The 22,820-nt window shown below is 49.5% G+C and carries 19 protein-coding genes and 1 pseudogene; 6 read left to right on the top strand and 14 right to left on the bottom strand.

Annotated elements, in window-relative coordinates; all coding sequences use genetic code 11:
* Nucleotides 1-314: 314 nt before the first annotated feature.
* The 6 genes and pseudogenes from KVT34_RS31685 to KVT34_RS03635 form a co-directional block, all read right to left on the bottom strand.
* A pseudogene (locus tag KVT34_RS31685) lies at nucleotides 315-488 on the bottom strand (Y-family DNA polymerase); the annotation flags it as partial.
* A 281-nt stretch (nucleotides 489-769) separates the two neighbouring features.
* The gene (locus tag KVT34_RS03655) at nucleotides 770-1,210 is read right to left on the bottom strand and encodes a hypothetical protein (protein ID WP_217556728.1); all 441 of its coding nucleotides are present in this window, start codon (nucleotides 1,208-1,210) and stop codon (nucleotides 770-772) included.
* 321 nt (nucleotides 1,211-1,531) lie between these two features.
* A complete protein-coding gene (locus tag KVT34_RS03650) occupies nucleotides 1,532-2,113 on the bottom strand; it encodes an SUKH-4 family immunity protein (RefSeq protein ID WP_217556726.1) in 582 nt (193 codons plus the stop codon).
* 188 nt (nucleotides 2,114-2,301) lie between these two features.
* The gene (locus KVT34_RS03645; RefSeq protein ID WP_217556724.1) at nucleotides 2,302-2,499 is read right to left on the bottom strand and encodes a hypothetical protein; all 198 of its coding nucleotides are present in this window, start codon (nucleotides 2,497-2,499) and stop codon (nucleotides 2,302-2,304) included.
* Between the two features lie 215 nt (nucleotides 2,500-2,714).
* Complete coding sequence (locus KVT34_RS03640; protein ID WP_217556723.1) at nucleotides 2,715-3,410, bottom strand: metallophosphoesterase family protein; 696 nt, start codon at nucleotides 3,408-3,410, stop codon at nucleotides 2,715-2,717.
* An 18-nt stretch (nucleotides 3,411-3,428) separates the two neighbouring features.
* Nucleotides 3,429-3,803 (bottom strand): phage tail assembly protein, encoded by a 375-nt coding sequence (locus KVT34_RS03635; RefSeq protein WP_217556722.1) that lies wholly within the window; start codon nucleotides 3,801-3,803, stop codon nucleotides 3,429-3,431.
* A gap of 234 nt (nucleotides 3,804-4,037) precedes the next feature.
* Between KVT34_RS03635 and KVT34_RS03630 the strand changes: the two genes are divergently transcribed.
* Nucleotides 4,038-4,949, top strand: a complete 912-nt coding sequence (locus tag KVT34_RS03630) for a stalk domain-containing protein (protein WP_217556721.1) — start codon at nucleotides 4,038-4,040, stop codon at nucleotides 4,947-4,949.
* A 387-nt stretch (nucleotides 4,950-5,336) separates the two neighbouring features.
* Here the strand turns inward: KVT34_RS03630 and KVT34_RS03625 are convergent, their stop codons facing one another.
* Nucleotides 5,337-5,972, bottom strand: a complete 636-nt coding sequence (locus KVT34_RS03625; RefSeq protein WP_217556720.1) for a Vat family streptogramin A O-acetyltransferase — start codon at nucleotides 5,970-5,972, stop codon at nucleotides 5,337-5,339.
* A 495-nt stretch (nucleotides 5,973-6,467) separates the two neighbouring features.
* Here KVT34_RS03625 and KVT34_RS03620 point away from each other — a divergent pair, with 495 nt between their 5' ends.
* From KVT34_RS03620 to KVT34_RS03610, 3 genes are read left to right on the top strand one after another with little or no spacing between them, the layout of a single operon-like run.
* Complete coding sequence (locus KVT34_RS03620) at nucleotides 6,468-8,012, top strand: spore germination protein (protein ID WP_217556719.1); 1,545 nt, start codon at nucleotides 6,468-6,470, stop codon at nucleotides 8,010-8,012.
* Nucleotides 7,993-9,096: a GerAB/ArcD/ProY family transporter gene (locus tag KVT34_RS03615; protein WP_217556718.1), complete on the top strand. Its 1,104-nt coding sequence runs from the start codon at nucleotides 7,993-7,995 to the stop codon at nucleotides 9,094-9,096. The genes KVT34_RS03620 and KVT34_RS03615 overlap by 20 nt, the downstream gene beginning before the upstream one ends.
* On the top strand, nucleotides 9,093-10,217 hold the full coding sequence (locus tag KVT34_RS03610) for a Ger(x)C family spore germination protein (RefSeq protein WP_217556716.1): 1,125 nt from the start codon (nucleotides 9,093-9,095) through the stop codon (nucleotides 10,215-10,217). Before KVT34_RS03615 ends, KVT34_RS03610 begins: the two co-directional genes overlap by 4 nt.
* A 111-nt stretch (nucleotides 10,218-10,328) precedes the next feature.
* On the opposite strand, the gene KVT34_RS03605 is transcribed toward KVT34_RS03610, so the two are convergent.
* The 6 genes from KVT34_RS03605 to KVT34_RS03580 all read right to left on the bottom strand — a co-directional run bounded on the left by KVT34_RS03605 (nucleotide 10,329) and on the right by KVT34_RS03580 (nucleotide 18,715).
* A complete protein-coding gene (locus tag KVT34_RS03605) occupies nucleotides 10,329-11,606 on the bottom strand; it encodes a Gfo/Idh/MocA family protein (protein ID WP_217556715.1) in 1,278 nt (425 codons plus the stop codon).
* A gap of 112 nt (nucleotides 11,607-11,718) precedes the next feature.
* Entirely contained in the window at nucleotides 11,719-13,395 is a 1,677-nt protein-coding gene (locus KVT34_RS03600; protein ID WP_217556714.1) for a response regulator, read from the bottom strand.
* A 14-nt stretch (nucleotides 13,396-13,409) separates the two neighbouring features.
* The gene (locus KVT34_RS03595; RefSeq protein WP_217556713.1) at nucleotides 13,410-15,140 is read right to left on the bottom strand and encodes a histidine kinase; all 1,731 of its coding nucleotides are present in this window, start codon (nucleotides 15,138-15,140) and stop codon (nucleotides 13,410-13,412) included.
* A gap of 36 nt (nucleotides 15,141-15,176) precedes the next feature.
* Nucleotides 15,177-16,043, bottom strand: a complete 867-nt coding sequence (locus tag KVT34_RS03590) for a carbohydrate ABC transporter permease (protein ID WP_217557249.1) — start codon at nucleotides 16,041-16,043, stop codon at nucleotides 15,177-15,179.
* A 30-nt stretch (nucleotides 16,044-16,073) separates the two neighbouring features.
* Nucleotides 16,074-16,979: an ABC transporter permease gene (locus KVT34_RS03585; RefSeq protein WP_217556712.1), complete on the bottom strand. Its 906-nt coding sequence runs from the start codon at nucleotides 16,977-16,979 to the stop codon at nucleotides 16,074-16,076.
* Between the two features lie 110 nt (nucleotides 16,980-17,089).
* Nucleotides 17,090-18,715: an extracellular solute-binding protein gene (locus tag KVT34_RS03580; protein WP_217556711.1), complete on the bottom strand. Its 1,626-nt coding sequence runs from the start codon at nucleotides 18,713-18,715 to the stop codon at nucleotides 17,090-17,092.
* Nucleotides 18,716-19,031: 316 nt separating this feature from the next.
* Here KVT34_RS03580 and KVT34_RS03575 point away from each other — a divergent pair, with 316 nt between their 5' ends.
* On the top strand, nucleotides 19,032-20,777 hold the full coding sequence (locus KVT34_RS03575; protein ID WP_217556710.1) for a sensor histidine kinase: 1,746 nt from the start codon (nucleotides 19,032-19,034) through the stop codon (nucleotides 20,775-20,777).
* A 252-nt stretch (nucleotides 20,778-21,029) separates the two neighbouring features.
* Here the strand turns inward: KVT34_RS03575 and KVT34_RS03570 are convergent, their stop codons facing one another.
* Entirely contained in the window at nucleotides 21,030-21,935 is a 906-nt protein-coding gene (locus KVT34_RS03570) for a LysR family transcriptional regulator (protein WP_217556708.1), read from the bottom strand.
* A 118-nt stretch (nucleotides 21,936-22,053) separates the two neighbouring features.
* Between KVT34_RS03570 and KVT34_RS03565 the strand changes: the two genes are divergently transcribed.
* Complete coding sequence (locus tag KVT34_RS03565) at nucleotides 22,054-22,779, top strand: O-methyltransferase (RefSeq protein ID WP_254634514.1); 726 nt, start codon at nucleotides 22,054-22,056, stop codon at nucleotides 22,777-22,779.
* Nucleotides 22,780-22,820 lie beyond the last annotated feature (41 nt).

Here is a 22,820-nt window from a genome sequence, read left to right as displayed (position 1 = left end):
AAAAAAAGAGAACTGATATGTATTTGCGTCAGAAAGCCCAGATAAAGCTACAAAATTTTTAGCTCGCTGTCTGTTCAAATGAGTGTAGAATAGCTTTTTTACAACACTATATATGTCTCCAGAAACATTGGTAATCAGGGATTTTCATTTGTTTATGAAAGCATGTATTTATAAAGCTTTGTTTTCTCCAATACCAGTCCGTGCATGTACACCGGTTTCGATTCTTGCATTGAAACTTTTATGTATGTCTCCACATGGGGTCTATTAACGACACAAGGCATTCCTTAAAGCATCACCTAGTGTTTCCGCTTTTTAACAACATATTGTTTGGCTAAGGGACAGGCTGCTAGTACAACTCCAGCCCTATGGGATGGATCTCCTGCCACAACATTTGGCTTTTTGGTTAGAGTCGGATTCTTTGCTTTCTCGACTGAGGCATAAAAGGACTGCATATCGAAAAGCATAATTGTGGATTTCTTAGAAGACATATTGCCGCTTTCTAATACAGGAACATACGTTTGTGTTATTCATTATATACCAAACATATATTCGCTAATCAAGAGGTAATTGGTTCCATGAAAATATTTTTTTTGTTTTGAGAACCGCGATTATCATTTTTCATCACTTTGCACATTGACGGAGATGATATTAGATTGCAAAAATCATATTGCTATATTTATTGGACAATGAGCTTTTATTTAGGAATATGCAAAAAACTCAAAAAATGTTTAACGATCATTCTAAATTCGCCTAACCTAATGCGTAAGCTTTATTTAACATGCACCTTTATTGCATATTGAGCGCTTCCTTCAGACCAGTCTGCGCTAATACTATACATATAAATTCCTTCTGAGGACGGTACTGTTATTTCGTTAGAATTCTTTGTTTCTATATCTCTATTGTCATTGTCAGTAATGACTTGTCTAATAATCGGAGGACCATCCGGTTCTCTCTTAAAGGAAATCTTAATTGTTGAATTTTTAGGTATGATTATAGCTTCTTTATCTTTGACTGCATACCAAGGGGACATGTTCTTTTCTTTACCTAATTTCCAATAATACGAGGCGGTTTCCACTGGTATATCTATGCTCGCACTTTTAATGTAGGCTCTAGGTGCTTCTGATAACGGTTCCCCATTAAACAAATTCAAAAAAAATAATACATAAATACATCCTGCAACTGATAAAAATATGACTATCCATTTTTTCATTTTTTTCCTACTTTCTCAATGTTGATATTCCAAGTAGAGATACGGAGGGTTTACTCCGTATCTCTACTTGGAATACTATTAATTGTGAAGTATATACATTTCACCTGCATTTATCTTAGCGATAACTCTATTTTGCAAATCACCATCGCTTGTCCATGCAATACTGTCAGTCAATATACTCCATGTATCTTTCCCTTTTTCGTTTATGTAAAATAGTTTATTTTTATATGTGCCATCGATAATTATCTCCTTATTCTTTTTTCGCACCCGACCATCGAGACCTTCAACCCTGTTCAGACGGAAAGCCCTGTCTTCAAAGCCCTATAACAAGCCATCTTCCAGTTGCTCAAGCACGCAGCTCCACCAATGGTTTTCGTCTGCCAGGCTGGCCGCGTCCTTCTCTTCAAACAAAGCACGCATGCGGGTCAACTCCGCCTTTCGGTCGAAGACCGGCCGATTCGGACGCTTAGGGACGATCTCGCCGCGTTGGAAGGCGGCCAGTCGTTCGCGCATTTCCTCCGCTGTCCATATCATCGCTTGTCCACTTTCGGAGCGACTTGCTATAAACGCTCGAACACAGGATAAGAACAACAGAAACAGACAGATGTCCGAGTTAACGAATCCTGTTTGCCCGGAGGCTGGGTGGAAGGAATATAGATGCCCCGAACCTTGAACCAGCCCCAGAATTGAGCTTTCCGGCTCCCATTCGTATCCGATGGGCAGAAGCTTGTGTTCGCCATCGTACAGAAGCCCCAAATCCGTGAACGATTGGAAGCGAACGCCCAAGACGGCATCCTCAGGCTCGATAAGAGGAAGCCCTTCCTTAAGCAAGGATGCCTCTATCTTCTCAGGCAAATTTGCAGATCTAACGAGATCCGGATCGTAAAAAACAGCATTTTTCAAAGCTCTATTCCCTCCTCTAATTTCAAAATATACTTCAAATTGCACTAATTTAATTGTATATTTGTTCCTCAAATCTTCGCCATAAATAGTTCAAACCATTTTGTTCTATCTACAAATTTATTAATTTTCACTTTTATATATCTCGATAGCGTCCTCTATAATGAGAAGACGCTATCGAAAATAAATGATTAGTAGCCACCCATACCTTTATAACGGTGTGCAAGAGCTTTGTGGAAATATTCCTGCTCGGCATAATGGTAAAACAACGAAGGATTGCCCGCATGAGCCATCTTCATTCGCTCAAAATGTTCAGCTTTCACAAAATGATAACCAGCCAATTGCTGAGGATCGTAAGACCTATTTTGTAAATTTACCGTTCCAGACAAAGTAACACACTCCTTTTTAGATATGGCGCTCTTTCTGGGCAATACTAATATATGACAGTAGCCCGAAAATGTACGTATGACAATGGCCTAATCTAGGCAGGAGGTGGACATTGGGAGGACCTCGCCGCAGCGGTTTGATCATTTTGGAGGAAAAATGAACGCGGGGGCGGATGAATAACGAAGAAGTGTTGGATACGAATCCTAGATGATTCGTTTTATTGTATTTTGATAAGGTCCGAATATATAAGACGCTTGTTCTTTGGCAAGTCAACGTTTTTATGAAAGTGGCCAAAATACCACCGTTTGTACGTCAGTTTCTGTTCAACCTCATAAAAATAAGGATGCATTTCATCCTTCTCCATGTGAATATTGAATACCGATGAAATATAATCTAGATCCGAAGTCGAACAAGTATGAGTGATCACATAATCTACTATCCAATTGTTCCTGTTAAGATTTTCCAGGCCTTCTTCGTATTCATCTTTGGAGGGCATTTCTCTCCTCCACCAAGACTTCCCTTCTTTACGATACTCTTTGTCATGTGACGCAGCTCCACCAAACGTAAAAAACTTCTTATTTTCTATCGTGAATACCTGTCCTCTCATCAAGTGGATAACGCTGCTGTTGATTTTATGTACCTTTCCACCATTCCAAATTTCAACCGGGTACTGTTCCAACAAATCAAAGTTTTCATGATTCCCGTCAATAAACAGAGTCGTAAATGGCTTTTCATTGTGGAGCCACTTTAACCAGTACTGGTCCTCTCTACTCCCATCCCATATTAAGCCAAAGTCACCGGCAACGATTACATAATCTTTTTTCGCTAAGGATTTTTGTTCTGGAAAGTTCCTTTTATTGAACCTACTACCTACACTTATGGTTCCATGGATGTCTCCGGTTATATAAATCATGTGCTTGTCACCGTTACTCTAGTCCTCCCATTTAAGTCTAACTGGAACCGGAACAATAAATTCGTGTTCACAGATTGGACAAGTGGCAGGTATTACAGGGTCTTCATCTTTATTTATTTTCAGGTACAAATCTCGCAAAAATGCAAGGTCAGCTACGAATAATTGTTCAATCACTTTCGTGTCAATCATTGGAAGATCGCCTAATCTAGTGATAACTCTTGTAAGGATAATTACAAATAAATAGTGTGGATTTGCTTGAACGCGCGGATCTTTCATCGGTAGAATTTCATCGGCGGCTGTCGCAAGTCTCATTGCTCCTTTTTTATGTGTTTTCCCGCTGCTGTCTTCAAACCCTCTCGGTAATTCAAACTCATATTCTGTCTTAAATGCCATTAAAAAAGCCCCCTTCGAATTGGTTCACGCAATGGAGTATTTAACTCTTTTCAAGAAAAATCAGATGCAAAAAATTAACATCTAAAGTTAATTCTCAACTATAATTAACACATTATTTTTTTATCGTACTATTTTTAGGAAGTGGGATAAAGATTAGAGAGTAAAATAATGAAACTTTTTCCATACTGGCACAGTCTAATTTATATGTATCCACACAAAATAGAGGTGAAATGATTGAAAAAGTTTTTTGTTGGTCTGGCCTGCGGCGCGGCTTTATCCGCTGCAACGGCAGTATATGCGTCGGAAAATATCCAAGCCTATCTTTTTCCGGTGAAGTTTATCATTAACGGAGAGGACAAAACACCGAGCGGATCTATAGAAACGCTGAATTATAACGGAAGCGCTTATGTTCCGGTTCGATACCTGGCAGAAAGCCTGGGCTCTGCCGTCATTTACGACAATCCGTCTCAAACCATAACGATCGATAACCGTTTTACGATTGTCGACGCCAACAATCCTCATTCGAAGGCTGGGTTTTTATCCGTTTTGAAGGAAGGAAATCGGAGCAAGATTAACGGCAAGCTTTACATAGGGCATGGCTCCTGGGATCACAAATTCATTGACGCTATGAAATCCATGAACCCGACCGTCGATTACTCTAAGACACAAGCGAGCGGAACCCTTGTTTTCTGGAATGCGAAGGGGGAAATCCTGGAGAAAGTGCCCTACGAAATTCCGGATGTCCGGAATCAATCCGAACAGATCGTCAATTTTGAAGCGTTCAGCCAAAAAGACATTACCGGGTATGCCGCAGTTACTCTTGAGCAAACCAAACCGAGCCCTCGTCCTTTTTTTGATTACAAAGAAGAATCGACGTTTCGGGATAATGAAAGTAAGGTCACTTTAACTATCATGAATGTAATCAAGACAGGCGAGTACACTTTAGTAAGAGCGGGGCTTCAAAAAAACAACGCGAGCGTGACCCCTGATTCCTTAATTACCCTTACATTTTTCGACGATAATGGTAACACTCTTGGCTCTGCGAGAACGACACTTGGCGAACAATCCGATGTAATGTACGCGATTTTTTTGGGAAAAGGGGATTTCACCCCATATAAATCCGTTAAAATCGAAGTTAGCGGTTAATCCGGCGGAACTACTACAAATAATAAGCTAAACCCTGTAAATGGGATTAGCTTTTTTTGTTTTCCATCCGGCATGTCGCACAGAGTAAGATTACATTTATTGGTATTTAAATTATTTTTTTGGTCTTTTCGCGTTGATTTAAGGTAATTGGACAAGTTCCATAGGTAAAACCGCTCATCACCAAAATTCCAGTTACTTTACTATTTTAAGCAGTATTGATCCTTTAAAAACTGGCCGGTTGGTTATATAAAACGGATGCTTACCAAAACAATGGCCACTGGTATATCACCTATAAAAGAACAATCTACATTTACGATTAATTTTGCAGATTTAACGAGAGACTGTGACTTTCAAGTCACAATCTTTTTTATGTCATAAAAAGATGTGTTATTCGATTTCCTTAATTTTAGTCAGATCCCCACTGCATAGAGTTTCAAGATTATCAAAAATTTTACGAGAAGGCCAATCCCACCATTTAACGGTAAGGAGATAATCGATTAGTTCGTCATCGAACCTTTTTTTAATCACTTGGCAGGGATTTCCTCCCGCAATATGGTAAGGGGGAACATTTTTTACGACAACGGAGTTGGCCGCAATGATGGCTCCGTCCCCAATATGCACACCGGGCATTACGGTGACATTTTGTCCGATCCATACATCATTTCCGATAACAGTATCACCTTTAAGGGGTAAGTCTGCTAAAGTTGGATTCGATTTCTCCCAACCGTTGCCCATAATGTTAAACGGATAGGTAGTGACACTGCACATCCTATGGTTTGCACCGTTCATAACAAATTCAATGCCCCTTGCGATCGCACAAAATTTCCCGATAATCAGCTTATCTCCGATAAATTCATAGTGATGGGTGACATGCTCTTCAAATTTTTCAGCACCGTTTATGTCGTCATAATAGGTGTAGTCACCGACAATAATGTTGGGGCGTGTTACAACGTTTTTAATATAACATATACTTTTAATTGCTTCATTTGGGTAAATTGCACGTGGATCAGGCCCATATCGCATATAAAAATCCCTCCTTTTTCCTATTCTAAAACGACTTGCATTTCCGGATCAATCGTTTTCGGTGCGTGAAACCAAACCATGCTGCTCATATGGCGTGCAAAAGCCCAATCCCAAAACATGGATATCATCCACGATTTCACCAGCATCTGATATTGTCACTTCGTTTACTTTAAAAGCTCTTAAGCCTGGAACCAGTACGGTAATTGCTGATCTGCCGGGCGGGGTTACTATTTCCTATACCATTTATGTGGTTCAGAAAAAGAGAAACCCCTCGTCTTGAAAAAGACGTGGATTTCTCGACAAGCTGAACAAGTTCGTATGAACTTGTTCTTTTTTTTACTTGGACAGTACATTCAAGTTCGAGCCCGCTGTTATGACGCTTCCCCCCTGTGCCCTGCGCGACACGTCGTGACTCTTCGCTGCGCTATATTGGTATAAAGTGACAAGTTCAGGGAAATCTACAGAGAAGTTTGCGGGAAGGAGGGAGGCACGCGCGTGAAGCTATTCAGACACTTATTCCATATGAACAAAAGATCCGCTCCGGCTCCGGCTTCTGCACAAGAAACGGCGGATACCGTCACCATCAAAACATCCCTTGCGGAAAATGAACGGTCCCTTGAGCAGGCGCTGTTTCATACCGATGATTTGGTGAAGCTCTCGCTTACGTACCATAACCGGAACCTGCTGCTCTGCTACCTTGACCCGATGTGCGATGAGGTTAAAATCCGGAGCTTTATTCTGAAGCCCCTGGCGGAGTCGGAGGCAGAAAATCTGGCCGATGTGTTCACCGCCCCCAGGGTTTACGCGCAAACATCGCTGGACGAAGCCGCCAATACTTTGCTGCAGGGGCAGGCCGTTCTTTTCAAGGAAGGCAGCACGGAGTGTTATTCGATTACGGTCAATGCGGAAGTCAAGCGGACGACGGAAGAGCCAGAGAACGAAAAAACAGTCCGCGGCTCCCATGAAGGTTTTGTCGAAAATATGACGGTTAACCTGCATCTGATCCGCAAACAGATCAAAAACCGCCACCTCGTCATCCGCCGGTATACACTCGGCCAAGAAAGCCGCACCGAGGTCGCCGTCGCTTATCTGAACCATGTCGCCAAGCCGGAGCTCATCCAGGAAATCGACGCACGCCTCCGTGCTATCGCGGGAGCCAATATACTGTCGACCAACCTCCTGGAGGAATATATTGAGGATCGGACGATGTCTCCTTTCCCCCAGATACTAACGACGGAGCGCCCGGACAGAGCCGCCGCCAACCTGCTCGAAGGCAGAGCTGTCCTGATGTCCGCCGGAACGCCCAGTGCGTTGGTCTTGCCGGTGACGTTTTTTTCGTTCTATCAGTCCCCGGACGATTATTACAGCCGCACGCTTGCCGGCTCGTTCATCCGGTTCATCCGGCTGCTGAGCTTCGTCATTGCGATTACGCTGCCCGCTTTTTATATCGCGGTCATTACGTTTCATTACGAGGTTATTCCCGCCGAGCTCTTGTTCCAAATTAAAGGAAGCGTGGAGATGGTGCCTTATCCGCCGCTTCTGGAGGCCATGTTCATGGAGCTGACGCTGGAGCTGCTGAGGGAGGCGGGAATCCGCCTGCCGGGACCGATCGGGCAGACGATCGGCATCGTCGGCGGCCTTGTGATCGGGGACGCGGTCGTGCGGGTCGGACTCGTATCGTATCCGATGATTATCGTCGTCGCTCTCACCGCCATTTCTTCCTTTATCGTCCCTTCTCACGAGATGAGCGCATCCGTACGGCTGCTCAGGTTTGCCGTCATGATCCCGGCTGCGCTGCTCGGCTTTATCGGCATCGTGTTCAGCCTGATTTTCATCCTGATCCATCTGTGCAAGCTGGAGTCGTTCGGCACTCCTTACCTGGCACCGGCGGCTCCTTTCCGCCTAAAGGACTGGAAAGACACTATTTTCAGGTTCCCGCTATGGAAAAAAGACAACCGCGTCAACATGACAAAACCTTTGGTGAAGCAGGAAAACGCGGATGTAAAGGAGCTGCAGGAGAATGACACACAATTCGAATAAAATAAGTCCGAAGCAGATGCTTTTTCTCGTTCTCCAGACCCAGATCGGCGTTCAGGTGCTTTTCCTGCCTTCCCGGGTACAGGCGTTTGCCAAAGGCGATGCGTGGATGTCGGTCCTGCTTGCCGGTTTGTTCAGCCAAATGTTTATCCTGATGATGTGGGCCCTGAACAAACGCTTTCCTGCCGCTACCTTGTATGACTTCATGCCACGCCTGACGGGCAAAGCGGCGGCAAGGCTCCTGCAAATTTTGTTCATCGTTTATTTTACGGCCCAGAGCAGTCTCATTCTGATGTTTTTTTACGAAGTGATCCGTGACTGGGTTTTTCCGGAAACGCCCAGATGGCTCATTACCGGTCTCATGGTGCTCGTCTGCATCTACCTGACCCAGGAAAATCTGCAGATCATCGCCCGGTTCTTTCTACTGGTAAGCAGCCTGTTTCTCGTCATGATCTTTATATCCGCGTACGCCTATACGCATTCCAACTTGTTGTATATTTTCCCGATCGGACAAGCCGGGTTTCTCCCGGTCGTGCGTGGAGCGCATGAAGCGATGAATACGCTGAGCGGTTATGAATGGATTCTTTTTTGTTACCCGTTCGTGGAAGGGACACCCCGGAAAAAGCTGGCTGCCGCATCCGCGGCCAACGCTTTCTCGACTCTGCTGTATACGTTTCTCGTCTTTACGAGTCTGGTCGTATTCAGCCCTTCCGAGCTTGGCCTGCTGCCCCATCCGGTACTGTATATGGTTAAAGCGCTGACTATCACGATCATCGAGCGTCCCGACCTGTATTTTCTCTCCGCCTGGATCGTCGTGGTCGCCACGTCCATAATGGCTTATCTATATCTGGCCGCCACGGGTATCTCTCATTTGTTCGGCATGAGCAGCCACCGTAAGCCTGTTCTGTTTACGGCCGTCGCGCTTTTGGCGACTGCGCTGCTGATTCATGACCAAGCTGTAATGAGAACTTTGGGCAAAATCGTATCCCTGTCGACCTATTTTTTCATGGGCTGCGTTCCCTTCCTTTTGCTTCTGATTTCGCTTGCTCTGCATATTCGCGAGGGAGGGAGGCGGCTCGCCGAATGAACCGATTTTCCAAAACCGCGGCAAGCCTGCTGACTCTTCTCCTGCTCAGCGGATGCTGGGATCAGCAGCTTCTCAAAAGCTCCCGCATCATTCACATCGGCGGATTCGATCGGGGAGAAGGAGATGAACTGAAAGTTACCGTCGCCTTTCCGGACGTATCCAGTGTTGAAGAGGGGCGAAGCGAAAGTAACGAAATACACACGGTAACGAGCAATACGACTCAGCACGCCCGCGGAATTCTCGATCATGAAATATCGGGGAATTATTCCCCGTCCAAGCTGCTTGTGCTTCTGCTTGGTGAAGAATGGGCGCGCGCCCAAAATATTATGCCTTACATGGATGTATATTACCGCGATCCCAAAAGTCCGCTGAACGCCCGGCTTGCGGTAGTCAACGGAACGGCGGAAGGCTTGATCGGCTTGAAAAAAGTCGGAACGAAACTCCTCGGACGCTTCCTGGATGCACTGCTTGAAAACATGGAGGACGGTACCGTCATCCCGCGGGTCAATTTCCAGTCGATCGGCCCGGTTAAGCCTGGACAGGACTTTGCCCTCCCCTATGTGTCGATTCATGACAAAAAGCCCGTGGTTCAAGGTGTAGCGCTGTTTCACAGCAATGTAATGACGGCCTCCCTCTCCTCGGAAGAATCTCTCATCTATCTGCTTCTCAAGGGGCAAAAGGGAAAAACGGCACGCCTCACACTTCCCGTGAACATCGAGGAGGAGGAGGAGCATGAGACAAAAGCGGACCGCTACATTACAGTCGATCTCCATAAGTACTCGCGTAAAATGAAGGTGGAGCTGACGGAGGGCGGCGGGGTCAGAGTCAAGATCCAGTTGAAAATCAATGCCGCGGTAATCGAGTACCCGCTTGACCGGCTGAACCAAAAAGAGACGCTTCAGAAACTGGATGCAGCACTTTCCAGGCTGCTGACCGCACGGGCCAAAGCCATCACGCGAAAAATGCAGGAAGCCAATCACGACGGATACGGTATAGCGCTGAGACTGATGGCTTTTCATCCGGAAGCCTGGAAGAAGATGAACTGGGAGGAAGACTACAAGGAGGTGCAGTTCGAGCCGGACATCCGGCTGAAAATCGAACGTAAGGGGATTACGTTCTAGAAGATGTTCGAACGATTAACCGCAATAAAAAACCAGGAAGCTCCCGGAAGAGCTCCTGGTTTCTTTATTGCGGCCGTGCCGTTTCGAGAGCGGCTGAACCGGTTCCCGCCGCTACACGATTCCGGCCGTGGATGCCCGCTTAAAGTCGGCCAGGCTCACACTCTTGCCGCCGTTCAGCCGCGATTCTTCCGCGCCGAATGCCATCAGGTGGCTCTGCAGCGAAGCGGCGGCGGAGGTGCGGCTTCCGGCCGGCTGACGGCCGTACTCGCGGACGTCCTTCAGGAAGGAGGCGACCATCCGCTCGTCTCCTCCCCCATGCCCGTCCCCGGCGATATTGCAGCGGACTTCCACCGCTTCTCCCGTAGCGAAGCGATGGAGCGTGTACGTCCCTTCGTCCATATCGCCCAGGATCTCGCCGCGGGTCCCCATGATCTGGACCCGCCTGCCGCCGCCTTGCGTGAAGCCGGACATCGTGAAGGCGGCGGTCGCCCCGCCGTCAAATTCCAGGTTCACGACCTGGTGATCCACGACATCGTTGTCGCAGCGGTACACACAGCGGCCGAACGGCCCTTCCTTCAGCGCCTTGACGATGCCTTCATGGGACAGGTCGTGTGTCATGTAACGCGCCCACGGATGATCCGGCGGCTGAATGTAGAGCTTCAGCGCGGAGAACGGGCATTCTTTTTCGACCTCGCAGCCTTCGATGCATCTGTCGGTCGATCCCGCGGGGGCATTCTCCTTCTTGAAATGAAACAAGGAGCCGAATGAACTGACGCTCCTGCACTCCCCGCCCATAAGCCACGAAATAATGTCCAAATCGTGGCACGATTTGGCCAGAATCATCGGGCTCGTCTCTTCGGCGCGGCGCCAGTTGCCCCGCACATAGCTGTGGGTCATATGGGCGTAGCCCACATTTTCGGTCAGTTGGATGGAGGCGATATCACCGAGTTCACCGGCATCCAGGTGCTGTTTGATTCCCGCCCAGAACAGGGAGTACCTCAGAACGTGGCTGACGACGAGAAGCCGGTCATGGGCTTGGGCCGCCTCGACCAGCTGCACGCACTCTTCCAGCTTGGGCGACATCGGTTTTTCCAGCAGAACGTGATAACCGAGCTCCAGCGCCTTCATAGCCGGCACGAAATGCATCCGGTCCAGCGTGCTGATGATCATGATGTCGGCGATTTTCCCCCGCTCGAATGCTTGCTCCCACGACGAATATACATAATCGGGCTTGATTCCGTGTATCCGCGAAATGAGTTTCCGTCTGCCTTCATCGGGCTCCGCTACGGATATAATGTTGAGCTCATGGGGATATTTCTCCGCGTACGGCCCGTAAATGTAACGTCCCCTGCTTCCGGCACCGAGCAGTACCGCTGTTAATGCTGCCACTTTTATTTCCTCCTCTTGCTTCGGCTTATGTTCCGATTGTACAAGAGAGAGACTTCGGCCTAAAGAGATCGTTGGTTACTTTCATATACTTCTGTTGACGTGTGACTGCCGGTCAGCCGCTGTCGCCGCTTGCCCGCCGGCTCCGGTATTCCTGCGGAGTGGATTCGTTCTGCTTTTTGAAAAAACGGATAAAAGCCAGAGCCGAATTGTAGCCCAGCATCGAGGCGATTTCCCCTACCCTCATCGGACTTCCGAGGAGTAGCTCCTTGGCCTTCAAATTCCGGTAATCGTTGATGTAATCGGACAATCCGATCCCCGTCATTTGTTTATAAAGCCGCGACAGATAAGAGGGATTAAGGCCGACGTGATCGGCTATGGCGTTCAGCGAGATATCCTTCGCGAGATTGTCCGAAATGTACGTATGAACCCGCTGGACAAGCTCATCCGGAAAATGTGCCGCCTGCTCGCCGTTCCAGTCGAAGATAAGCTCCGCCGTCTGCAAAAAATACGCTTTGAGCTCGGCCGCGGTCGTATCCGCTTCACAGTGGAACAAAGTCGATAAATCGTGGCTGCTGTTCAGATACGCCCTCAGCTCGTCATTTTTGTTCACATAGGCGAGAAAAACGGCGGAAAGCGAATGATACACTTCTCTTTTCCGTTCAAACGGCCATTCGTCGCTTTCCCACAGATCGCCGATCTCCTTGTACACGTTAAAAAATTCGCAGCGGTGGCCGTTCTCCAGGCATTTTCCGAGCAGTTGTACGCGGGCGGCCGTAAAAAACTCGCTCCGCTTTTGCGCATGGCTCGTTTCCCCGTGATTGTCCGGCGCGGGTTCCGTTAAAATGATTTCATTTCCGAGGCCCGCTCCGAACAAAAAGTTATATTTCAGCTCATGGAATTTGTCGGAAATATCGTCCCAAGGAACCGGATTTTTGCCCACTACAAAAGAAACCGGCAGCTTAAGCAGCTGTTTACAGGCCCGCTGGATCGTTTCAAGAGCATTTCCGACGAAACGCCGTGTGCGGTCCCAGTTGTCCCCGGAAACGTTCCTTTCGGGACGAGACGATTCCGCCGGCTGAATGAACCAGGCGATTTTCACCTGGTCGTACACGTAAGTGTACACGCGTGCACCCGGCGACAAAATCTCTTCCGCGATATTTTGTACCGCATACACAAAGAGCGCTTTGTCCGGCGGCGTCAGCATTTCCCGCCATACGTCCACTCTTCCCAGAAGCAGCAAAACCGGCTCTTCCCCCTGAAGCGGAATGCCGATCTCCCGGAAATGCCGGTCAAGCTGCTCCCCGGCCGGCCTTTTTCCCTGAAGCAGACTGCTCACATATTCTTTCTGGAGAGAAGGGAGCGCCCGCTTCATGCTTTCCTCCGCGCGTTCAATCATCTCTTCACGCGCTTTTTCTTCATTGAGCTTGCCGATCGCCCGCGTCACGGCAGCGATGATTTTCTCATCGCTTTCAATTTTCAGCAGATAATCGAAGCCGCCGTATTTCACCGCATTCTGCACATATTGAAAATCGTTATAGCCGGTCAGAAAGATCACTTTGCACGAAGGCCAATTCGCTTTGATTTCCCGGAGCAGACCGATGCCCTCCAGCCCGGGCATTTTAATATCCGAAATGACCAGGTCGATCCGCTTGTTCCGCAATACTTCCAGCGCCTCTTCTCCGGAATACGCGGTATTAATCTCCAGGGAAAGCTGCGGAGTTTCTTCGAAAAGCTCTTTCAGACCCTCCACGATAATCGGGATATCGTCTACAATCAGCAATCGGTACATTCGGTCTCCCTCCTCTAGCTGTTTCCGATGTGAATGCCTGCTTTCAGGCCGCCCAATTCCGATCGGTCCACCGTGATCCCGTAGCCCTGCCCATAGCGGAGCTGGATTCTCCGGTGAACGTTCACGAGACCGGTTGTCTCTTCAAGCTCGTGATTTCCGTCCGCAAGACGTCTGCGGAGTTTACCGAGTTCATCGTCCGTCAATGTCGTACCGTTGTCTTCCACATAGATGGTAATGCCTTTGGCGTCCATCCTGCTCCAGATCCGGAGAAACCCGGCGCCCGGCGTGCTTCCGAGCGCGTGTTTGTAAGCGTTCTCTATAATCGGCTGCAGGATGAGCCGGGGGACGCGCGTGTCAAACTCTTCTACCTCGAACACCGCTTCAATGCGGTCTCCGTAGCACACTTTTTGCATATCCACGTAAGTACGCGAATGGTTGATTTCCAGCGAAAGCGGAATTTCATCCTCGTCGTCGCGGGTAATAAAATGAAAATAATCCCCGATATATAAGCAGAACTGGTAAGCTTTCTCCTTATGCTCCGATTTAATCAGGCGGCACAGGACAAAAAAGCAGTTATACAAAAAGTGCGGATTAATCTGGGACTGCAGCCGTTTCAGCTCCGAACGCTGACTGCGGATTTGCTGCTCGTAATTTTGCTCGATCAGCTCCCGCAGCGAATGGATCGTCTGATTGAACGCATGGTACAAATACCCGAATTCGTCGTTGCCCCGGTCGACCGCAATGAGCTCCAGCCGGTTCTGCTGGACGCGTCTGAACGACTGTACCAGCTTTAACAGCGGCCGGTAAATGAGCCGGAACAGGAAGAACGAGAAGAACAGGACCACCGCAACCGCCAGAACGCACGCCCACCTGAACCACACGCGGTAAGTCTGAATGGGTCCGAGCAGCGTTTTCTCGGGAATGCAGCTGACCGAATACGAGTTCCACAGGGCCGAGTAGTTGTAAACCGCCATATACCGGTCGCTGCCTACCGTAATCGTCTCGTAGCCCTGTTTATTCCCTTCCGCGCTTTTCTCCCCGATAAAAGCTTTCGCCGCCGTCAGCAGCTGCGGGTCATTCCCGCTCTGAAAATTCCACCCTCGATCCGTGTTGATCAGCAGGGTTTCCCCGCCGAAAGAGCCGCTGATCTGCGCCAGCGACTGTCTGATTTTGGCCGTAGACAGCTCGACTCCGACGACATACAAGGGCTCCCGGGTCGAATTCGAGGGCACTTGCATGCTCAGAAACAGCCGGTCGTCCCAGAAGACAAAAGGCTCGTCGGCCCGTTTGTTCCGCAGTTGGAGTGCTTCATATTCCGCCAAATCCACGAAGGTATCGTACTTGACGCTGAGCAGCGTCCGCTGAATGAGCGGTACGTACGCCTTCACTTCCTGGATGAACGCACTGGAGTCTTTCGTCAGATTCAGACGCTTCTGGATGGAGAGAATTTTCTGGGAACGGTCGTAATCCGACAGTTCATTGCCCATGGCGGCGATTTCCTGCAAATCGCTGTCCGTTACGTAATTCGGCAGAAACCGGTTGATCCGGTCCGCTTCCTTGTCCAGCGAATCCAGATAATACCCGGTCGTATTCAGGATGGACTGGGACCTTTCCTGGCGGATGCTCTCCGACCCCTTCTCGTTAATCAGCCAGGTGATGGCCATAATCGGAAGTAGGGCGGCCATAAATACCGCCATAATTTTTTTGAAAATGGAGGAGTCCTGCAGGCTGAGATTGAGTTTCATGAATACCGCTCCCCTTGCGCTCGAATGCCCGTCCCGTTATTCTTTGACACTCCCCATCACAATTCCTTTAATGAAAAAACGCTGAAGAAACGGATACACCAGCAGAACGGGAAAAGCGGCGACGAAAATCTGGGCGGCTTTGCTGGTGCGGTCCGACAATTTAACCAGCAGCTCGGCGTCTTGCGCTTTGATAAACCGGAAATCCATGTTAATGATAATGGTTTGCAGGAAGGTCTGAAGCGGATATTTATCAGGGTGGTTCATCAGAATCATCCCGTCAAACCAACTGTTCCAATGACCGACCACCGTGAATAAGCCCGTCGTCGCCAGTGCGGGAAGGGAAAGCGGAGCATAAATCTTCCACAAGGTCGCAAAATGGCCGGCTCCGTCGATCCGGGCCGATTCCTCGAGTTCCTTCGGCAGACTTCGGTAAAAGTTCAGCAGGAGAATCACATTAAATACGGGCAGCGCGCCCGGAAGAACCAGCGCCCAGATCGTATCGATCAGGCCCAGCGTTTTGATCGTCATGTACCACGGAATAAGCCCTCCGCTGAACAAAATCGTAAAGACGAAGACCCAGACGTAAAAGGTGCGCAGTCGGAACACGCGGGGGTCCTTCGACAGCGGATACGCCGTGAGGATCGTCAGAAACATACTGATCGCCGTACCCAGCACGACCCGCTGAATCGATATCCAGAACGCCCGCAAGTATTCGGGTTTGCCGAACACGTTATCGTAGGCGGCGGTCGTAAAGTCCACGGGCCACAGCAGAACTTTCCCGGCGGAGGCAGCCGCTCCCGAACTGAGCGAGATAGCCAGGATGTGAATAATGGGCATGAGGCACGCGAAAGAAATCAGGGCCAGGAACACGACATTGCCGATCAGAAACAGTCTCCTGCCCATGGTCAAGTGGTGGCGCAAGGCAATCCCTCCTCAGAAGATCCGATAATTGGCGAAACGGTAAGCAAGCAGGTACGATACCGAAATCAGAACGAATGAAACGATCGACTTCAGAAGTCCGACCGCCGTAGCGAAACCGAACTGCGACTGCTGTACCCCCATGCGGAAGACGAACGTGTCGATAATGTCCGCGCTTTCATACACTTGAGGGCTGTACAGATTGAAAATCTGGTCGAACCCGGCATTAAGCACGTTGCCGATATTCAGCGTAAGCATGAGCACGATAATCGGCATCATCCCCGGTAATGTGATGTAAAGGGTCTGCTTCCAGCGGCCCGCTCCATCCATCTCCGCAGCCTCATAAAGCGACGGATTGATGCCGGTAAGAGCAGCCAGATACACGATGGTGCCGAAACCGAACTCCTTCCATACGTCCGACACGACCATCACATAAGGGAACCAGGCGTTATCCCCGAGAAAAAAAACGGGCTGCATCCCGAAGACGCCGAGAAGCTGGTTGACGATCCCCGACGACGGCGAAAGCACGTCGATCAAAATGCCGCTCAGCAGCACCCAGGACATAAAATGCGGCAGGTAGACGAGCGTCTGAAACGTCCGTTTGATCCACTGCCTGCTCAGTTCGTTGAGAAGAATGGCGATCGTAATCGGCACGATTAAACCCGCCGCTATTTTCATCGTTGCAATAAACAAGGTGTTGAAAAATATTTGTCCGATATCCGGGTATTCCATCAGGAAACGGAAATTTTTCAATCCCACAAAAGGTGAACCGAACAGCCCTTTGGACGGGATATATTTCTGAAAAGCCATCATAATTCCCGCCATCGGGATATAACTGAATATAATCACGATAATCAGACCCGGCACTACCATCAGATGAAGAGGCCACTCCCGCCTCCAAGTCCGAAACCTCGTATGCATACCCTCACCTGCCTTTTTAGCTTTATGTAGATAGAAAAAGAGGGATCGCATCCTTTCCGATCCCCCTTGAAGGATTTTGACTGAACTCACCCGTACGGGCGGCAGCCGCCCTATTTGTTCTTGTTGTACCAGTCGTTGACTTCTTTCGTGATCTCGTTGCCGCCCATGCTTTTCCAATCCGCAACGAATTTGTCGAATTCATCGACCGGCACTTGATTCATGATGATTTTGACGAACACTTCATCCCGCTTTTTGTTCAAAATCGCACCTTTTTCCACCATGGTCGGCGTCGGCGCTCCGTAAAACTTGTTCTGCTCGAACTGGTTGTTCTTTTTCATTTCCGGATACAGCGAGACGGCGCCATTGGGACCCGAAATCAAGTATTCCCACCAGAGGCTCGTATCTCCGTTAACGTATTTCATGGCGCGTCCGTAGCGGGTCTTCTGATCTTTGGTCTGCAGCTTGCTTTCGTCTTTGTTCGCGATCGCATCGGGAAGCACTTCCCCGTTATTGTTGGTCTGGTTATTGACGAAAATCGGGTTCAGCAGCCAGTAGTTGCTCGATTTTTCCACCTTGTCTTTGCCGAACTCGTATACCTTGCTCTCTTCGCTCTGGCTGTTGTTCACGACGATCCAGTGGTTCAGCAGCTTGATGACCGCCTCCGGATGTTTCGCTTTCTTGGATACGACGTAGTACTTATCCACGCCCAGCCCGATCTGGGACTTGGCGGGTTTGCCGTCCGAGGAAGGAAGCGGGAAAACGCCCCACTCCTGCACGACTTTGCCGTCCTTGACCGCTCCGCTCGCCAGTTGAGCCGGCATCCATTCCGCCCCGTAGACCATACCGATGCTGTCGTTATACAGCATTTCGGAAGCTTTGGTCGCATCCTTAACCGCAAACTCCGGATCGATCAGACCTTTCTTGTACAGATCTTGAAGACCCCGCAGCGCGTCTTTCATCTGCGGCTGAATATCCCCGAACTGGAGCTTGCCGGTTCCGTCATCCAGCCACTGGTTCGTGTAGGCGTGATAGCCGTTCAGGAAACCCGTGACACCGAGGGCGCCGTCGAACAGATTTTTGTTAAAGGCCAGGCCGTAAGCTTTTCCCGTTCCACCGGGGTCCTTCGTTTTAAAAGCCTCCGCGATTTTAGCAACGTCGTCCATCGTTTTCGGCTCGGGCAGGTTCAATTTCTTCAGCCAGTCCGTCCTCACCCACAGGAACTGGGCGTAATAAGGATTGGATGTCGAGGGAATCGCCATCAGCTTGCCGTCGAACGTGGCCGACTTCATCTGGAGGCCGCCGTCCATGGTCATCATTTTCTTTGTGTTTTCGGTGGCGACCTTATCGTATACGGGTGTCAGATCCAGGATCATGTCCGCTTCGATAAGCTGCTGAAGCTGGGCCGCATCGACGGGAAAGAAATCCGGAATCTCGTTGGAAGCGATGGACATTTTCAGCTTTTCCGCGAACTGGCTTCCGTCCGCCACCCATTTGTTGGTGATTTTAACCCCGGTTTCTTTCTCGTACGCCGCGTAAACCGCATTGTTATCGAAGGTTTCGCCCGGATCGAATTTCAGATACGGATCGCTTGCCCGGACCGTGGATACCTCCATGACTCCGCCCGTTTCAGGCGTTTTCGCCTCTTCGGGCGCCGCTGTGCTGCATGCTGTAACCGTTAACATCGCGGCGATGACGGCTGCCGGAAGCAGCCCTTTATGTCTGTTTTTTCTGCTCAATGCAATCCCTCCTGGGTATTGTTCCTGTGCGGGCCGCTATGACCGGCCTCTCGTTCCTTGCGTAGCTTAAGTATATGAAACGGGGTCCCGCGCTTCCATATACTCCTATTTACATTCGTATACACCTCTTGACTGACCTTAGTTCAATAAAAGCGGGCACGGCAGGCAATGCCGCATTAAGCCTCGAATCTCCGCTTCTTAACCGCTTGGCTCCCCGTTCCTATCTTGTGTGAACTCACCCAGTTTTTGATATTGTAGAACCGGGTCGAATAACTTAGAATGATGAGGGAACTATGCGTTCGAAGGGAACTAGAAAATGTCTATCAAACGATTATCTGTCCTATTTTTAGCTGTTATTATGGCCATCCTGCTCGTCAATGACAGCGTCTTTTATTATTCCACGAAAAAATCCCTAACGGCCAATATGGAAACGGAGTTATTTTCTCTTTCCCAGCAAATCCAGTTAAGCATTGACCACGTGGAGTATTCATCCCAAACCCGGGATAAACTCTTGTCCGATTCGTTAAGGCAAGTGGCCCTCGGCGTCAAAGCCGCCCTGCCTCCCCGTTACCGGGATATTGACAACAGTATGCTGGCAGAGCTCAGAGTCAAATATAACGTAAGCAACCTCACCTTGTTCGCCCAAATCGGTGACGAGATCGTCAGCGTCCGTTCCTCGGACCCCAAGGAAATTAACCTGAATGCGAAGTATTGGGGCAATTACCGGATCGCGCTCGAACAGCTGTTCAGACTGGAAACGGTTACCGTATCCGAAGGCACTACGCTTCAAAGTTTCTGGGCGGGTAAAATATCGGGCTCCGCCTCCAATCCTGGTTCAAAAAGAAACAAATTCGGCTTCTATTACGACGGAACGACCGACTATATCATTAATCCGACGATGAACAGCTCTCTCATCGAGCAGTTCGATCAGAACGACGGCTCGGAGTTTATCGTTGCGGAGACGTTAAAGAACAACAAAAGCCTGCTCGAAATTACCGGATTCAATCCGCGCACCTTCTCCAAGCCCGATGACGATCCCAGCTTTTATACCGTAACGAACGGTTCCAAAAACATCCGGTACTCCGAGCGCAAAATTTTGTTCGGCCAGTACAACAGCAAATCGCCGGAGGACGCCTCCCTGATCGAACAAGCCGTTAAACTCGATAAGCCGATCTTCTTCCCTACTAAAATCAACGACAAAAACGTGCTGAAAATTTTTTATCCGGTTAAGAGCGAACGCGTTCAGTTCCCTTACGTAATCGGTCTGGTCAACGACATGGAGTATATTCACAACTCCTTGAACAATCAGCTGCTGAATTTCTTCCTCGTCATCGTTTCGGTTTCAATTGCCAGCCTGATCATGGTCTACTTTATTTACAAAGGCGTTAACCGGACGAAAGACGCCGTAGCCCAGACGATCCAAGAGAATTATACGGACGAAATGAACAGCCTTATGGTCGCGATCAAAGGACAGAATCACGATTTTACCAACCATCTGACCACGATCAGCTGTATGGTCCAGTTGAAAAAATTCGAAGAGACCAAGAAATATATCCACGAGCTAGTGGAAGAAACCAGACTCGTCAACAGCATCGTCCATGTCGGGCATCCGGCCCTCGCTTCCCTGATCAGTTCCAAGATTACGCAGTCGCAATTGAGAAAAATCCACTTCACTTACGAGCTGGACTTGGCGGACGATCTCACGAGCATTTCAGGACTGAAATCCGTCGATCTCGTGAAAATTTTAGGTAATTTGATCGACAACGCTTTCGACGAAGTAAGCGGAATGAACGTGGAGCAAAGAAACGTTCATCTTCTCGGCTATACGGATGAGAACCGGCTGATCTTCAAACTGTCCAACCATATCAGCAAGAGCTTGTCCGAGAAAGATCTGCAGGCCATGTTCACAAGCGGTTTCTCCACGAAAAAAGACGGCGTTCACAAGGGCCTCGGTCTGGCCATCGTCAATCAGCTTGTTCAGCGGTACAAGGGAACGGTCTCCGCTGAAATTTCCGGAGCGAATACGATCCAATTCACCGTGATTCTGCCGATTTATTCCTAATCCGGAAGAACGAAAGATACGGATCGGAAGGGCGTGAATGAACCTTTTCATGATACCGTTACAGGAGGAACCGGAATGATCAAGCGTCACATCGACAGCCTGGAGGAGCTGCTGGATATCTCGAACAAGAACCTCTAGGACTGGGAAGAAATTGATTATTAGAACGCGTGACCGGGCGGGCGGTTCTGCAGCCGGCAAGCCATAAAAAAACGGAGTGCGGAGCCAAGGCTCGAACACTCCGTTTCGTTTGTTTCAAGGCAGGGCTTGTCCCGCTCCTACGCTGGCTTTAATCATTTGAATAAACCGCTCCGCCGGGGGCGACAGAACCTCGTCTGCACGCGTACATACCGCGATGATATTTTTTAACCGGATGTCCTTCACATATACCCGGGCCAATGCCTCGCGTTCCACATGATCCCGGACGACAAGCGAAGAAATAAAGTTCGTCCCGTACCCGGCCATCACCGCGCTGATCGTCTCATTCAAGCCGTTAAACTGGAGGGCGATCTGGGGCGGACTCACGTTATGCACCCTGCATAAGGAAAAAAGCCACTCCCGCGTCGAGCTTCCCTCTTCCCTCATAATGAACGGCTCCTTCACGATCTCGGCCAGTGTGATGTGCTCGTTGGCATACTTGTGATGGGCGGGCACAACGAACCAGAGCTCGTCCTCGAACAGCTCCTCCCAATGGATGCCGGGCTGCCTTTCGCCCGCTCCGCCGTAAACGGCAATTTCGGCTTCGTAATTGAGCAGGCTGTCGAAAGCGCCCCGGGAATTCGTCGTGGTGATGACGAAATCCACTTCTTCATGGTCCCGTTTGAATTTGGCGACCCAAGCCGGGAGCAGGAAATTGGCCGGCAGATAGGTGGATACGAGGCGGATCGCACCGTTTCTTCCCGACGTGTAACCGTCGATAAAAGCTTCCATTTCCTCTTCCAGGGCAAACAGCTTCCTCGCATACTCCAGCAGCTTCCGTCCGGCATCGGTTAAGGAAATCCCTCTTCCCCGTGCGGCAAACAGCCGCATCCCGATTTCCTTTTCGAACCGTTTGATCTGGGAAGTGACAGCAGGCTGAGAAATCCGAAGCACCTCGGCCGCTCCGGTTATGCTCCCCGATTTGGCCGTTTCATAAAAAATCCGCAGAGCGTGAAGATTCATTTCGCACGCACCTATTCTTAACTAAAATTTATACTTTGATAATAATTATATATTTTATTTATAGATCAATCCAGCATACAGTAGAGGTAGATTCCAATACGAAAGGAGTTTTACCCCTATGACGCTTTCAAATGAATCTCCCGAAGTCCGAAACGAACCAGCCCTGGCCGGGACCGACTTGTCCGACAAATGGTCGCATGTGGATGCCTGCCTGAACGAATGGCTTGTCCCTGCCGATCCCGTCATGACGGAAGTTCTCGCAAACAACGCCAGAGCCTCCCTTCCGCCCATTGATGTAGCACCCAACCAAGGGAAACTGCTCCACCTGCTCGCTAAAATCCAAGGAGCCCGCTCCATCCTGGAAATCGGCACGCTCGGCGGGTACAGCACGATCTGGCTCGCTCGCGCGCTGCCCGCGGACGGCAAAATCGTCACGCTCGAATACGATCCTCACCATGCGGAGACGGCCCGCCAAAATTTGAGCCGGGCGGGCGTAAGCCATCTCGCGGAGGTGCGGGTCAGCGAAGCGCTCGTGTCGCTGGAGCAGCTTTACGCGGAAGGGGCCGGGCCGTTCGATCTCATCTTCATCGACGCGGATAAACCGAACAACCCCGATTACTTCAAATGGGCGCTGAAGCTGTCGCGCCCGGGAAGTCTCATCATCGGGGACAATGTCATCCGCGACGGGGAAGTCGCCAATCCGCACAGCGACGACCCGCGCGTTCAAGGGGTTCGCACCTTCCTCGAGCTGATTGCGGCCGAGCCGCGGGTTAGTGCCACCGCTCTGCAAACCGTCGGCAGCAAAGGCTACGACGGGTTTGTCCTCGCGGTGGTGACCGCCTGATTTAAGCGGAGATTGTTCCGCTGCTGTACAGGAATGACTCC

This window comes from Paenibacillus sp. GbtcB18, assembly GCF_019091125.1.
GTDB classification, from domain to species: domain Bacteria; phylum Bacillota; class Bacilli; order Paenibacillales; family NBRC-103111; genus Paenibacillus_F; species Paenibacillus_F chitinolyticus.
This window is presented reverse-complemented; position numbering and strand designations above follow the sequence as displayed.

Coding starts and splice junctions, on each gene's coding strand:
- KVT34_RS03565 (WP_254634514.1), top strand. CDS start 22,054: ATGACGCTTTCAAATGAATCTCCCGAAGTCCGAAACGAACCAGCCCTG.
- KVT34_RS03635 (WP_217556722.1), bottom strand. CDS start 3,803: ATGGCATTTAAGACAGAATATGAGTTTGAATTACCGAGAGGGTTTGAA.
- KVT34_RS03590 (WP_217557249.1), bottom strand. CDS start 16,043: ATGGGCAGGAGACTGTTTCTGATCGGCAATGTCGTGTTCCTGGCCCTG.
- KVT34_RS03600 (WP_217556714.1), bottom strand. CDS start 13,395: ATGTACCGATTGCTGATTGTAGACGATATCCCGATTATCGTGGAGGGT.
- KVT34_RS03610 (WP_217556716.1), top strand. CDS start 9,093: ATGAACCGATTTTCCAAAACCGCGGCAAGCCTGCTGACTCTTCTCCTG.
- KVT34_RS03625 (WP_217556720.1), bottom strand. CDS start 5,972: ATGCGATATGGGCCTGATCCACGTGCAATTTACCCAAATGAAGCAATT.
- KVT34_RS03655 (WP_217556728.1), bottom strand. CDS start 1,210: ATGAAAAAATGGATAGTCATATTTTTATCAGTTGCAGGATGTATTTAT.
- KVT34_RS03585 (WP_217556712.1), bottom strand. CDS start 16,979: ATGCATACGAGGTTTCGGACTTGGAGGCGGGAGTGGCCTCTTCATCTG.
- KVT34_RS03575 (WP_217556710.1), top strand. CDS start 19,032: ATGTCTATCAAACGATTATCTGTCCTATTTTTAGCTGTTATTATGGCC.
- KVT34_RS03640 (WP_217556723.1), bottom strand. CDS start 3,410: ATGATTTATATAACCGGAGACATCCATGGAACCATAAGTGTAGGTAGT.
- KVT34_RS03595 (WP_217556713.1), bottom strand. CDS start 15,140: ATGAAACTCAATCTCAGCCTGCAGGACTCCTCCATTTTCAAAAAAATT.
- KVT34_RS03570 (WP_217556708.1), bottom strand. CDS start 21,935: ATGAATCTTCACGCTCTGCGGATTTTTTATGAAACGGCCAAATCGGGG.
- KVT34_RS03615 (WP_217556718.1), top strand. CDS start 7,993: ATGACACACAATTCGAATAAAATAAGTCCGAAGCAGATGCTTTTTCTC.